This is a genomic window from Psychrobacter piscatorii (assembly GCF_904846415.1).
Lineage (GTDB): Bacteria > Pseudomonadota > Gammaproteobacteria > Pseudomonadales > Moraxellaceae > Psychrobacter > Psychrobacter piscatorii.
The window spans coordinates 62,530-75,622 of the sequence record NZ_CAJHAR010000008.1 but is presented as its reverse complement, the minus strand read 5'-3'; the positions used below and the strand labels follow the sequence as shown (position 1 = coordinate 75,622).

Annotated in this window: 11 protein-coding genes; 8 read left to right on the top strand and 3 right to left on the bottom strand. The window is 41.8% G+C overall.

The window, feature by feature from the left end; genetic code table 11:
* Positions 1 to 46: 46 nt before the first annotated feature.
* A complete protein-coding gene (locus JMX83_RS05530; protein WP_093071257.1) occupies positions 47 to 1,819 on the bottom strand; it encodes an L-lactate permease in 1,773 nt (590 codons plus the stop codon).
* Positions 1,820 to 2,307: 488 nt separating this feature from the next.
* A complete protein-coding gene (locus JMX83_RS05525; RefSeq protein ID WP_201599534.1) occupies positions 2,308 to 2,625 on the bottom strand; it encodes a glutaredoxin family protein in 318 nt (105 codons plus the stop codon).
* A 206-nt stretch (positions 2,626 to 2,831) separates the two neighbouring features.
* Between JMX83_RS05525 and mtgA the strand changes: the two genes are divergently transcribed.
* The 6 genes from mtgA to JMX83_RS05495 all read left to right on the top strand — a co-directional run bounded on the left by mtgA (position 2,832) and on the right by JMX83_RS05495 (position 7,478).
* Entirely contained in the window at positions 2,832 to 3,518 is a 687-nt protein-coding gene (mtgA, locus tag JMX83_RS05520) for a monofunctional biosynthetic peptidoglycan transglycosylase (protein ID WP_058024100.1), read from the top strand.
* A 212-nt stretch (positions 3,519 to 3,730) separates the two neighbouring features.
* Entirely contained in the window at positions 3,731 to 5,875 is a 2,145-nt protein-coding gene (gene ppk1, locus JMX83_RS05515; RefSeq protein ID WP_227675751.1) for a polyphosphate kinase 1, read from the top strand.
* Positions 5,876 to 6,206: 331 nt separating this feature from the next.
* On the top strand, positions 6,207 to 6,377 hold the full coding sequence (locus JMX83_RS05510; protein ID WP_201599532.1) for a hypothetical protein: 171 nt from the start codon (positions 6,207 to 6,209) through the stop codon (positions 6,375 to 6,377).
* An 82-nt stretch (positions 6,378 to 6,459) separates the two neighbouring features.
* Positions 6,460 to 6,708: a hypothetical protein gene (locus tag JMX83_RS05505; protein ID WP_201599531.1), complete on the top strand. Its 249-nt coding sequence runs from the start codon at positions 6,460 to 6,462 to the stop codon at positions 6,706 to 6,708.
* 81 nt (positions 6,709 to 6,789) lie between these two features.
* Positions 6,790 to 7,149, top strand: a complete 360-nt coding sequence (locus JMX83_RS05500) for a hypothetical protein (RefSeq protein WP_201599530.1) — start codon at positions 6,790 to 6,792, stop codon at positions 7,147 to 7,149.
* A 134-nt stretch (positions 7,150 to 7,283) separates the two neighbouring features.
* Entirely contained in the window at positions 7,284 to 7,478 is a 195-nt protein-coding gene (locus JMX83_RS05495; protein ID WP_201599529.1) for a hypothetical protein, read from the top strand.
* 194 nt (positions 7,479 to 7,672) lie between these two features.
* On the opposite strand, the gene miaE is transcribed toward JMX83_RS05495, so the two are convergent.
* Entirely contained in the window at positions 7,673 to 8,329 is a 657-nt protein-coding gene (gene miaE, locus JMX83_RS05490; RefSeq protein WP_201599587.1) for a tRNA-(ms[2]io[6]A)-hydroxylase, read from the bottom strand.
* Between the two features lie 717 nt (positions 8,330 to 9,046).
* On the opposite strand from miaE, the gene JMX83_RS05485 reads away from it, so the two are divergent.
* Complete coding sequence (locus JMX83_RS05485) at positions 9,047 to 11,245, top strand: malate synthase G (protein WP_201599528.1); 2,199 nt, start codon at positions 9,047 to 9,049, stop codon at positions 11,243 to 11,245.
* Positions 11,246 to 11,856: 611 nt separating this feature from the next.
* Positions 11,857 to 12,924 (top strand): porin, encoded by a 1,068-nt coding sequence (locus JMX83_RS05480; RefSeq protein WP_201599527.1) that lies wholly within the window; start codon positions 11,857 to 11,859, stop codon positions 12,922 to 12,924.
* The last annotated feature ends 169 nt before the right edge of the window (positions 12,925 to 13,093 follow it).

Below are 13,093 nucleotides of genomic sequence, written 5' to 3'. Positions count from 1 at the left end.
TAACCTAACGCTACTAGATCTAGTTTAATAGCGTCAGCTTGCCTGATTATCGTCCATTCAGTTTTCTACGGGAAAATTTGCCACAAAAAGACATCAGTCCAAAGAATGTTATGGGCCAGAGAACGGCTAAAGCCCACCACCATATTTGACCGAAGATGATAGCCATACCGATCAAACCTGCTTGCACGACATAATAAATCATCGCTAGCAGTGTTTTGCGAATCACATAGCCTTCTTTATCCACCAAGCCGACTACTGCGCAAGCAGCTACCACATTATGCACCGAAATCATGTTACCAGCCGCACCACCCACAGCTTGCAAGGCTATTACTTGTGCTGCAAGGTCGCTATTGAGTCCGATCTGATTGGCTGTTGACCATTGAAAATATGAAAACATCATATTGCTAATAGTATTTGAACCGGCGATGAAAGCACCCATTGCCCCAATCCATGGAGACACTAGCGGCCACGCATTTTGAAAAGCATCGGCAGCACTTTCAGCCAGTAATATTGGCATAGCCGGTAGCGCAGTAGCGACTTCAGCGGCTGAGCCTGAATTAATGAATACTTGTACCATAGGCACCGAGAATAGCAAAGCTGGTGCGGCAGCAACCATGGTCTTTGCCGAGTTACTCCAACTGCGCTTTACCGCTTGGCTATTCATTTTGAACAGTAAAATACATAATAAAGAAGTAATAATTAGAATGCTACCAGGAGAATAGGCGAGCTGTATCTTACTAGAGATTGTTGTACCAAAAAGATTAGTAAGGCTAATGGTTGTTAAATCCCCTACCAGAAAAGCTTTGAGTGGTGCAATCACTCGAGTTATGACCAATAAGGCAATCACAATGAAATAGGGCGAAAATGCACGAATTAAAGAGAACTTTGGGGTTGCTGAATCATCATATTTTACCTCGTCTAAAGTACCCAGCCAGTCTTTGTCCCATTTTGCGCGAGGGGCAAAATCAAAAGTATCTTTAGGCATCAAAAAACCACGCTTAGCAGCGGGAAGTACAATTAACAACCCAATGAAACCGCCAATGAGTGAAGGGAACTCAGGCCCTAGAAATTTAGCAACCAAAAAATAAGGAATAGTAAAGCAAAGACCTGCAAAAATGGCAAATGGCCATACTTTAAGCCCTTCTATGAAGGAGCGTTTTTCACCAAAGAACCTTGTCAAAAAAGCACTTAAAATTAAAGGTATCAAAAACCCAATAAGCGCATGTACAAGGCCTACGTTAGCTGTAATCTGTAATAAATAATTTTCGGCAGTAGTAGGGGCAATGGACTGTGCTAAATCTTGTTTATCAGTAATACCAGACCAAACGCCAAGTAGTAGAGGCGTACCAACTGCACCGAATGATACGGGTGTAGATTGAATGATAAGAATAACCATGACCGATGCCATCGCTGGAAAGCCTAAAGCCAACAACAGCGGAGCACCCACTGCAGATGGTGTTCCGAATCCTGATGAACCTTCTACTAAAGAGCAGAACAACCATGCCACAATGATCGCTTGGACGCGCCTATCAGGTGAAATATCCATAAAGCCCTTACGTATGGCGACAAGAGCGCCGCTTTCTTTCAGCGTATTCAGCAGTAAAATAGCTGCGAATACAATGAATAAAATAGTAAGTGCCACAATAATCCCATTAACAGTAGCAGCCGCTACCTGAGCACCACTAGCGTGCCAAATGAAAAAGGCTAGCAGAGCTGTCACCAAATAGGCAATACTCATAGATATCTTAGCTGGCAGGCGCATAACTATGAGTAGTATGAATACAACGAGAATTGGCGCTAAGGCTAAGAAAGTGTACATAATTAACAGTCCTTATTGTTATTAACAGTCCTTATTGTTGTGTATACCAGCTTATTTTTTACTGGTTTTAAAGTCATACTAAGTTATTACTATAGTCGATACACTCTAAAAATGTCATAGCGCTACTGGGATGAATTTTGCGCAGCCTCTGGGAACGCAGCACGCAAGTAAAATTTATACCAGTAGCGCGTTTAAATCCATAACAGTTTTACATTCAGCTAACTATATTTATTAAGGCGTGTTAAACACGCCCTAATAGTTGCTCTTAGGTGCTTTCGCTGAGAATTGTATGTATATGATTTAACAGAGTGCAAGGTTGGAGAGTTGAGATTATTGATCAGTAAATCATTAGCATTAGTATAATCAATTTACCAAACAGAATATAAAAGTAGTCTAGCAAATATTGAAATACCATACTAGCTAAAATTAGCGGTAGATATTCTAATATAAGAAATTTAAAAGCTCTATAACATCAAAACAAAGTGCCGTTAGTTGTGAGCTAACAGTTGCTGTAAATCCATGACTGAAAACGGATAGTCTAATCGTTTTGATGGTGTCAGAATTACGGGAATGGTGGTGGCAAATTCCATCATAAGCGTCTCATCGAAATCTGCAATATCGACATATTGGTAGCTAATCGGTTGTACCGCCTGAAACTGAGTAATTATTTGCTCAGCGATATCACATAAATGGCAGCCCGAGGTGCCCAGTAGCCACCATTGATTGCTATTTTCAGTGGTATTGAGGTTTGGGCTTGCGGCAATAACACGCGCTCGTAATACTTCTATATTGTTATCATTGTGCATGGTTGGTCTCTGATCTTAACACGACCAAAAAGTGCTGGTGGTTAGCCTGACTTGATGAGAAGTAAAAAATAGTTGGTTTATTATTACATCATAAAGAAGTGGTGTAAATAATGACAGCGATTGTGAGATTAGGTAAGATGAGTTCCTGTCTAAGATTACTCATTTTCTCTCAGCTTATTACTTTTTTAATCACTCGGATATCGCGCATGACAAGTTTTGGCAAGTTCATCAAACGTCTGTTATTGGCTATTATGTTATTGGTTGTCGCATTCCATATTTTGGTCACCGGACTACTACTAATCTGGAAAACGCAGCCGATTAACAACAGCATGTTTATGTTGACGCATCGCCTAACGGGTGGCACAGTCACGCAGACATGGGCTGAGTACGATGCCATCGCCAAGTCTGTCAAACAAGCAGCGATCGTGAGTGAAGATTCCACGTTTAGCCAGCATAATGGCTTTGATATTAAAGGTATCAAAGCGGCACAAAAGAAAAATGAAGAAACGGGCAAAATGTCCGCTGGTGGCTCAACCATTACGCAGCAGCTAGCAAAAAACCTATTTTTGACTTCGCATCGCTCTTATGTGCGTAAGGCAGAAGAGGCTGTCATTACTGTCATGATAGAAACGCTGTGGGACAAGCAGCGTATCTTGACCGCTTATCTTAATGTGGCAGAGTTTGGTAATGGTATCTATGGTATCGATGCCGCCGCGCATCATTATTTTGATAAATCTGCGGCCAATCTGAACCGAGACGAATCAGCGCTCCTCATTGGGATGCTTACCAATCCGAAGTATTACGAAGACAATCAAGGTGACAGAGGCTTGCGCAACAAGCAACGTATTATCAAAAAACGTATGAAAAATGCGGTATTACCGCAAGCGTCTTAATCTTTTAAAAGAAGCCTTAACAACAAGAATAACGGGAAAGAATAATAGTTAATAACCTTTAAGACGATAGTATAAAGACGACGGCGTATCGATAACGCAAAAGGAGTAGTAACGTGGTAGAGATAAATAATAATCAGAACAGCGGTGATATGAACGAGATGATCGACGTTAATAGTGTGAGTGAAGATGGCAACGAAAACGTTAATAAAAATATGAGCGTAAGCAGTAACTATAATGATCTGACCGACATCGACTGGCAACGCTCAGAAGACGGCAGCTATTCACCCAGCAGTTATATCAATCGAGATTTGTCTTTATTACAGTTTCATCTGCGTGTATTGGCGCAGGCAGCCAGTCCTCGTCACCCACTGCTTGAGCGCTTGTTTTTTCTCATTATTTTTTCATCGAATCTCGATGAATTCTTTGAGATACGTGTCGCTGGCATCATGCAAAAACTCAACATCGGTGACGTATCGACCAGTGCTCACGGTATGCGCCCAAGCGAGGTGTTAAACGAGATCTCTGCGATCACTCACGACGCTATCAATGAGCAATATCGTATTCTGAATGAAGATATTTTGCCCGCTCTTGCGCTCGAGGATATCCGCTACCTAAAACGTGATGAGCTCAATGCCGAGCAGTCTGCATGGATGAAGCGTTATTTTACCGAGCAAGTTGTACCAGTATTGACACCGATTAGCATTGATCCTGCGCATCCATTCCCGCGTTTGGTGAATAAAAGCTTAAACTTTATTGCCACTTTAGAAGGCAAAGATGCTTTTGGCCGCGACATTAATTTGGCGATTGTTCCAGCGCCGCGCAGTCTGCCGCGTGTGATTCGTCTGCCAGATGAGCTAACGGGTGGTAAAGAGCATCATGTGATGCTATCAGCCATCATTCATGAGCATATCGGTGAGTTATTCCCTGGTATGAGTGTGACGGGTTGTCATCAGTTCAGACTGACACGTAATGCAGATTTGGATCTGGCGGATGATGTAGAAGATATCGCCAAGGCACTCGAGGGCGAGCTTGAAAACCGCCGCTTCGGTGACAAAGTCCGTCTTGAGGTGACAACTGACTGCCCAGCGCACATCAGTGAGTATTTGCTCAACGAGTTTGAGTTGCATGACAATCAGCTGTACCGCGTCAATGGCCCCGTCAATCTGACGCGCTTATTGTTTGATTTTAATATCCCGGGACTGCGTTATCAGCCATTTACTCATGCCGTGCCAAAAGCCTTTCGCCGAGAGATGGATAAATCAGATAAATCATCCAGTATGTTTGCCGCTATGCGCAAAAGCGATGTGCTCGTGCATCATCCGTTTCATGCATTTTCACCCATTATTAATCTGCTTTGGCAGGCAGCTAGCGATCCCAAAGTGTTGGCGATCAAGCAGACATTATACCGCTCAGGTACCAACTCAGAGATCGTTAAGGCGCTAGCCGCTGCCGCCCGTAACGGCAAAGAAGTCACGGCCGTCATTGAGTTGCGTGCGCGTTTTGACGAAGCTTCCAATATTGCTGTCGCCAACTATTTACAAGAAGCAGGTGCGGTTGTGGTTTATGGCATCGTCGGCTACAAGACCCATGCCAAGCTCATGCTCATCGTGCGCCGTGAAGAAGATCGAATCCGCCGCTATATCCACCTAGGCACAGGCAACTATCATGCGGCCAATGCCAAGGTCTATACAGATTATGGCTTATTCAGTGCCGATCCTGATATCTCAGAAGATGTGCATAAGATATTTCAAGAGCTCACTGGTATGGGCAAACCTGCCAATCTCAAAAAACTGTTACATGCACCATTTACCTTGCACGAAAAACTAATGAGCTTTATCGATGATGAGATTGCTCATGCTAAAGCAGGCAAGCGCGCTCATATTATCGTCAAAGCCAATGCGCTCACTGAGCGTCGCCTGATTGACAAATTGTATGATGCGTCGCAGGCAGGCGTCAAAATTGAGCTGATCCTTCGCTCTATGTGTTGCTTGCGTCCGCAAGTAAAAGGACTATCTGAAAACATCACTGTACGCTCTATTATTGGCCGATTTTTGGAGCATACCCGTATTTATTATTTCTATAATAATGGGGATGAGCGTTTATATTGCGGCAGCGCAGACTGGATGGATCGTAACCTGTTCCATCGCGTCGAAGTTGCGTTCCCGATTGAAAACAAAAAGCTGTTTAAGCAAATTTATCAGGATGGGCTACTAAACTATCTACAAGACAACACGCAAGCGTGGACACTGGATGGCACAGGCGTTTGGCAGCAGCTTCAGCCAGCAGCAGGGGAGGTGCCACACGTTGCTCAAGAACACCTACTAAAAGTGATCAATGGTGTCGACGAGTCCAGCTAACTGATTGAGGGCCATCTTCATCATTTGACCAAGCACTATTTAGTCAAACACTATTTAATCAAGTATTGGTACATGCCAGCGCTTGGTTTTTTAGTTAATGCGTTATAAAAGTTACAAACTGTCTTGCAACCTCACATTTATTCACATATTGATACGGCAGCACACTGGTGCAGCTCACAATATCTTACCTATAATTGATACCAATTCTGGTGCATTTTAATATGTTGTATCAAAAGCTTGATAACTCTTTATCTAAAAACGCTTGAGCACATATTCATACAGCGCTACAGAACCTTTAAAATAAATAAACAATAAAAACAAGGAATGCATTATGAGTACTACTGACAACGACACTTCAGATATCAAAAAAGCGGCTGAGCAAGCAGATGGTCAGGAAATCGAAAAGAATTTAGAAGACAAAAAGACAGCCGACGCTCCTGAGTCCCTTAATCCAGAAGAGCGTACCCCTTTCATTGACGACGAATTACGCACGGACAAGTAATAGCTGACCTAGCAGTTTTAGAAAGCTAAGTTCGAATATCCAGTCAGGCAGCAATAACAAATAAAAATGCAAGGGAGACGCTATGAGTATTCCAGAAAAGGCAGCCACTGAAGAAAAAGTAATTGTGGATGATCCAGCAGCAGTTGCACCAGAAAATCCTGAGGGTAGCTATGAGGGGCGCAAGCACGAGCCGCAGATAGATGGTCCTGAACAAGACTCACAAGAAACTGATGAGATATATGCTGATCCGCGCAAAGAAGAGAATTTACCTGCCGGCGGTAAAAATGTCTCAGATCTAAATGCTTATGATCTAAGTCAAGAAGACAATTAACCGTCGATATCGCTAATAGCAGCGCTATGCTAACTTTTTGATGATATGAGCAATAATTATAACAACGATAAGGACAAGATAATGGAAACCAGAGACCCTGCTTTAAATGAAAATAGAATAACAGAAACTGATACTCACGAGACAGTTGATGGCTCTCAGACGGTTAAGAACCATGATGAGTTGGAAGAAAACATTACTGAAAACAAAGGTACGGATACTTTTGAAGAAGGGGTAGTTGCATCTGAGCATGTCAATAAAAATGACAACCCAGCTCGCCAGCCAGATCGCCGTGATCAACCGGGTAATGGTTTTGATGATAATATCAATGAAAGTACCGTTGCAAGCGAAGGGCCTGATAGCCAGAAAATTAACAACATGAATCGCTATGCTAATGTTGATAATGCTCAGACTCGCACCTTAAATCCTGATGACAAAGACTAGACCGACAATAGAAAGCTGAGCAAAGAGCTATGATATTTGCGTAATTATTGACTGATATCTATATTATTTAGATAACAGTTAGAGGTGCTTACAATATTGGATGGATAGTTATAATAATAGGGAGTAAGACAAATATGCCAAACGACAAGCCAGTCACTGACGAGTATCGTCTAAAAGATGCAGATGATAATAATGGCATCGTACCAGATGACGCTCTACAAAAAGTAAATCCAGCGGCAGCAGACAAAGCAGCTGGAGATCACGATCCACATAATGTGGCTAAAAGTGATAAGCAGTACGACAGCTCATTGATGGAAGGTAATAAGTAAAACAATAAACACAGAGATGCTTATTAACATCTGAGTACTGGTATTCTTAGTATTTTTTTCTAAGTATCAATATAAAGGCACTGCAATCGGTCAGAGCATACGACTCAGACAATTGCAGTGCCTTTTATCGTTCTAATAACCTATAAATTATAAGCGTATATCAGTTATAAACGTATATCAGTCATAAGTGGATCTCAGGCAGGCGTGCCACTATGAAAGCGTAGCTCAGCGTCTGGACTATCTATTAATTCAGCTTCTACTTCTTTAAAAAACGCAACGCGCTCATCGATATTGTCATCTGATAATGACTGGGCAAGCGCAAGGTAATCCTCAAAATGACGGCTCTCTGACTTTAGCAGATAGCGATAGTATTTTGCTAAACGCTCATCATCAATGACTTCAGCCAACGCTGCAAAACGCTCACAAGAGCGCGCCTCGATAAATGCACCGATTATCAATACATCTACCATCGCTGCTGGCTCATAAGTGCGCTTATGTTTCAGCATGCCCTTGGCATAGCGACCTGCACTTAGATATTTCCACTCTTGACCGCGCTCATTCATGATACCCAGTACTTGCTCGTAGTGCAGCATCTCTTCTCGTATCAGCTGTGCAAGTTTACGCTGCAAGTCATAAGAGAACTCATAACGAAATATCAAATTCATCGCGGTGCCTGCGGCTTTCTTTTCGCAATTGGCATGATCCTGAATGATAAGTGGTAAGTTCTCGATAGCGGCATCTATCCAAGCTTGCGTCGTGCGCGCACCCAAAAAATTATAAACAGGGGATAGGTCTACCTTTATAGGAGTACGTAGATGCGTAATATCGACGCTATCTTCCTCTACGTCCATACTGCTTTCGTTAACGACATTTACTAGTGAAAGGGTCGCTTCTTTTGCGAGATTATCCTTATGAATATCGTAGTGATCAGTACCATGCGCTGATGGTTGTAAGGACGAGAGGTCGGGCTGGTTTATAGTCATAATCTAAAAGGGCTTTTTTATAAATGAGAGTTTAAAGCAGCTAATTTATAGGTGCTTTCAAAATAATGGATTACAGTTAATACGGCTAAGTAAGTTGCCTGAATAATGGACAGTATTTAAGTATAACTATAGATGGTAATGATTACTTACAGTTTAGTCTCAACTGAGCATTCATTAATTTCTAAATAGTATTCATGGTCTGTGAGGCTTATATCTTATACGATATCATTATTATACAATCCGAGTATTTATTTACTAAATGGCGTTTGCTTGTTTATTTTATTATTTGATAGTAGGATGAGATTTTACTCTTTAGCCACAGTGCCTTGCTATCAATAGCACTTAGTAGATAATGGCAAGTATTATACCAATGACAATTCGCGTATTAAAACAGAAGATTTATACAGTCTATTTTAGGACTGATGAAAACCTCTTTAACAAATAATTATGTATCAGCATCAAATACCATATGTAGCAATGATATCTTTTATTTTATGAATAATTGTTTATAAAAATAACGAGTCTTAAATAGTCGCTGTAGCAATTTAGTATTACCAATACTCACCAATAGATAAGGATAACAACATGGGCCAGTCTTCTAACGCCAATCGCATTCAAAAAGGCATCCTTGCCATCGACCAACAGTTGTATGACTTTATTGAAAACGAAGTACTACCAAAAGTTGGTGTTGATTCAGACAGTTATTGGTCAGGTTTTGAGAAGGTTATCAAGGAATTTACGCCACGTAATAAAGCATTGCTAGAAACTCGAGACAAGATCCAAGCACAGATTGATCAGTGGCATTTGGATAACCCTGCAAAAGATGGCGAAATCGATTATCCAGCCTATAAGGCGTTCTTGCAAGATATTGGTTACCTGCTGCCAGAGGGTGATGACTTTACGGTCAGTACAGAAAATGTTGATGACGAAATTGCTCATATCGCAGGGCCACAGCTGGTCGTACCAGTACGTAACGCTCGTTATGCATTAAATGCGACCAATGCACGTTGGGGCAGCCTATATGATGCTTTATATGGTACTGATGTAATCAGTAATGATAACGGTCAAGAAGCGACAGGCAGTTATAATCCTAAGCGCGGCGCTGCGGTTGTGGCCTATGCCAAAGCGTTCCTAGATGAGCATTTCACGCTCGCATCCGGTTCATACAATGATGTGACTGGTTTTAAAGTGGTCGATGGCAAGCTTGAAGTCGCACAAGGTGATAGCAGCACAGAGTTAAAAGATACTAGCAAATTTGTCGGTTTCGTCGGTGACGCCGAACAGCCTACTGGTGTACTGCTCAAAAATAATGGCTTGCATGCTGAGATTCAGATTGATAGTAATCATCCAGTTGGCAAAGATGACCCAGCAAATATCAAAGACGTGCTACTTGAGTCAGCCATGACCGCGATTCAAGATTGTGAAGATTCGGTCGCTGCTGTAGATGCAGAAGAAAAAGTGGAAGTCTATCGCAATTGGCTTGGCTTGATGAACAGCGATTTACAAGAGACCTTTGAAAAAGGTGGCAAAACCCGTACTCGCAAACAAAACCCAGATCGTGAATATAATACACCTGATGGCGGCAAACTAATCTTGCCGGGACGTTCGTTATTGTTGATTCGTAACGTGGGTCATCTCATGCAGAACCCTGCAATTTTGGTTGATTTAGGCAATGGTCAAGAGCAAATATTTGAAGGGTTAATGGATGGTTTAATTACGCCACTGTTGTCACTCAATGATATCAAAGGCAAAAACGAGCTATCAAATTCACGCCAAGGCTCTATGTATATTGTGAAGCCAAAAATGCACGGCCCTGAAGAAGTCAAAATGGCCAATGATCTGTTCAATGCATCAGAAGACTTGCTGGGTCTAGAGCGTAATACGCTCAAAATCGGTATCATGGACGAAGAGCGCCGTATGACGGTCAATCTAAAAGAAGCGATTCGCCAAGCAAAAGAACGCGTTATCTTCATTAACACGGGCTTCCTAGATCGTACCGGTGATGAGATGCATACCAGTATGAATGCTGGTCCATTTGTGCCAAAAGGCGACATGAAGTCGCAGGCATGGCAACCTGCGTATGAGCAATGGAACGTCGATATCGGTCTAGAGACTGGTTTGCAAGGTCATGCTCAAATTGGCAAAGGCATGTGGGCCAAACCTGACGAAATGAAAGAGATGATGGATACTAAGGCGGCGCATCCTAAATCTGGTGCCAGTACGGCTTGGGTACCATCACCAACGGGTGCTACCTTACATAGCATACACTATCATCAAGTTAGCGTGGCCGATGTGCAAGACAGCCTAAAGTCGCGTGAGCGTGCCAGCTTAGATGACATTTTGACCATTCCATTGGCAAAAAATACCAACTGGACAGAGGAAGAGAAGCAGCAAGAGCTTGAAAACAATGCTCAAGGTATCTTAGGGTATGTGGTACGCTGGGTAAACCAAGGCGTTGGCTGTTCCAAAGTACCTGATATCAATGATGTAGGCTTAATGGAAGATCGCGCTACCTTACGTATCTCTAGCCAGCATATTGCCAACTGGTTGCATCATGACGTGGTAAGCGAGCAGCAAGTGATGGACACAATGAAACGTATGGCGAAAGTCGTTGACGAGCAAAATGCAGGCGATAGTGATTACCAGCCAATGGCAGATAACTTTGATAACTCTTATGCATTTAAAGCAGCCTGTGATTTGGTCTTCAAGGGACGCGCGCAACCTAGTGGTTATACTGAACCATTGTTGCATCAAGCACGCCTTGATCTAAAAGCCAATGCTTAGAGAGGTCGGCTTAGCAATGGGTGTTTTAGTGTATGCTGAAGCCTAAGGTGTAGTATCTAATCTTGCTCGTTTGTGACGCTAAATATGTCATAAATGCGCCAGTCGATTCTTCATGAGCGCTATTTATTTATCAATAGATGGTACTATTTCTTGGGCAATTGTTTTGTATTTATTAAAAAACTTTAATACTATAAGTAACGATATTAATCAATAAAAGCGCTATCTACTTGAGTAGATAGCGCTTTTTTTTGTGGCTATTTGGATTTTATAGATGGATTATCATTTGATACTGAGTGTATCGAAAAATCAAAAAAATATGTTGCAAATTATGTCAAAGTTGTTATGCTTGTACTCGAAGTATGAGTTTGGTAACGGATGTTACGCAATGGAATGATAAAGACAACAGGTTACACGGCAGTTACGCTCTTAATCCCAGTCGTGTAAATTATTGTTCTTTTCATCTTGCTGTAATAAAGATTCGCCACACTTGTTTCTGACTAATCTCGGTAGCCAGTTACACATTATATCTTTGAGGATTTGTGACGATACCATTATGGGCGCCAGCTAATAATAGCTTGCTCATTACTACAATTGTAAAGTGGAGATACCCCATGAAAAAACTACTTTTAGCTACAGCAGTTGCTGCCCTATCTGTCTCTGCCGCCAATGCAGCTCCGACTATCTATGGTAAAGCATTCTTAAGTGCTGACTATGTAAATGCTGACTTTGATTCAAGGCTTGCTGGAGCAGCTGATTTTGATGAAGATACAGTAGAGATCAACTCTAACTCTTCACGTATTGGCTTCAAGGGTTCTGAAGCCATGACAGCTAATACTGATGTAATCTATCGCTTAGAGTATGGCACAAGTATCGATGGTGATAATGCAACGTTTTCTAACCGTGACACTTACCTTGGTTTAGCCAACAAGCAGTATGGTGAGCTCCGCGTTGGTAAAAACCAATCTAGCTTAGACAAAATTAATAACGTTGTGGTTAACGTAGGTTACTGGGATAACCTAGGCAACAACGAAATGAGAGACGATGTTGTTGAAGCACTAAACATGGCAGATAGTAGCCGTATCAATAGCTCAGTTCTTTGGACTTCACCGAAGTATGAAGGTCTTCCATTACAAATGTTTGCCATGTATAACTCTGATGATGATGACTTCAATAATAATTCTGGCTTTGGCGTTGCTGCGATGTTTGATCAAGGCACAGGCTTTACAGCTGGTCTAGCTTATGACAAAGACCAAAACATCGACGGTGATATCATCCGTGGTACTGCTAGTGTCGATTTAGGTAAGTACATCGCAGCACCTGTAACACTTGGTGCTCTATATCAAGTAGCTGATTATGACTATGATGGTGATACTGAGAAAGAAAAAGGTTTGGTTGTTAGTGCTTCAATGGGTCTAACTAACTTTGCTCGTCCAGCAACTATTTATACTCAGTACAACAAAACTGATAACCTGAATGGCGTAGATGATGCAAATTCAGACCAGATCGTTGTTGGTGGTCAGTACTTCTTTAAAGACAACATCATTGCTCATGCTTATGCTGGTATGAACAAAGCTGACAATATTCAGTCTGTGAATGTAGATGGTGATGTAACAACTTTTGGTGCACCTGGCGATGCTGAAGTATTCGTACTTGGTACTGGTCTAGAATACTTATTCTAGTCTAACCATTAGAATCTGTTTATAAAAACTCATCCTTCGGGGTGAGTTTTTTGTTGTGTAGCGTTTTAATAATAGAAAAATGTTTGTTAGCAGCACGAAAATATAAGAGTTTCAAACAGTTTGCATTTTTGCCCTATATTTTATGGCGTATTTTTAGTAAAATCCTTCT

Excerpts from the sequence above, each read along its gene's own strand:
- JMX83_RS05530 (WP_093071257.1), bottom strand. The coding sequence starts at position 1,819 with ATGTACACTTTCTTAGCCTTAGCGCCAATTCTCGTTGTATTCATACTA.
- JMX83_RS05525 (WP_201599534.1), bottom strand. The coding sequence starts at position 2,625 with ATGCACAATGATAACAATATAGAAGTATTACGAGCGCGTGTTATTGCC.
- mtgA (WP_058024100.1), top strand. The coding sequence starts at position 2,832 with ATGACAAGTTTTGGCAAGTTCATCAAACGTCTGTTATTGGCTATTATG.
- ppk1 (WP_227675751.1), top strand. The coding sequence starts at position 3,731 with ATGAGCGTAAGCAGTAACTATAATGATCTGACCGACATCGACTGGCAA.
- JMX83_RS05510 (WP_201599532.1), top strand. The coding sequence starts at position 6,207 with ATGAGTACTACTGACAACGACACTTCAGATATCAAAAAAGCGGCTGAG.
- JMX83_RS05505 (WP_201599531.1), top strand. The coding sequence starts at position 6,460 with ATGAGTATTCCAGAAAAGGCAGCCACTGAAGAAAAAGTAATTGTGGAT.
- JMX83_RS05500 (WP_201599530.1), top strand. The coding sequence starts at position 6,790 with ATGGAAACCAGAGACCCTGCTTTAAATGAAAATAGAATAACAGAAACT.
- JMX83_RS05495 (WP_201599529.1), top strand. The coding sequence starts at position 7,284 with ATGCCAAACGACAAGCCAGTCACTGACGAGTATCGTCTAAAAGATGCA.
- miaE (WP_201599587.1), bottom strand. The coding sequence starts at position 8,329 with ATGGACGTAGAGGAAGATAGCGTCGATATTACGCATCTACGTACTCCT.
- JMX83_RS05485 (WP_201599528.1), top strand. The coding sequence starts at position 9,047 with ATGGGCCAGTCTTCTAACGCCAATCGCATTCAAAAAGGCATCCTTGCC.
- JMX83_RS05480 (WP_201599527.1), top strand. The coding sequence starts at position 11,857 with ATGAAAAAACTACTTTTAGCTACAGCAGTTGCTGCCCTATCTGTCTCT.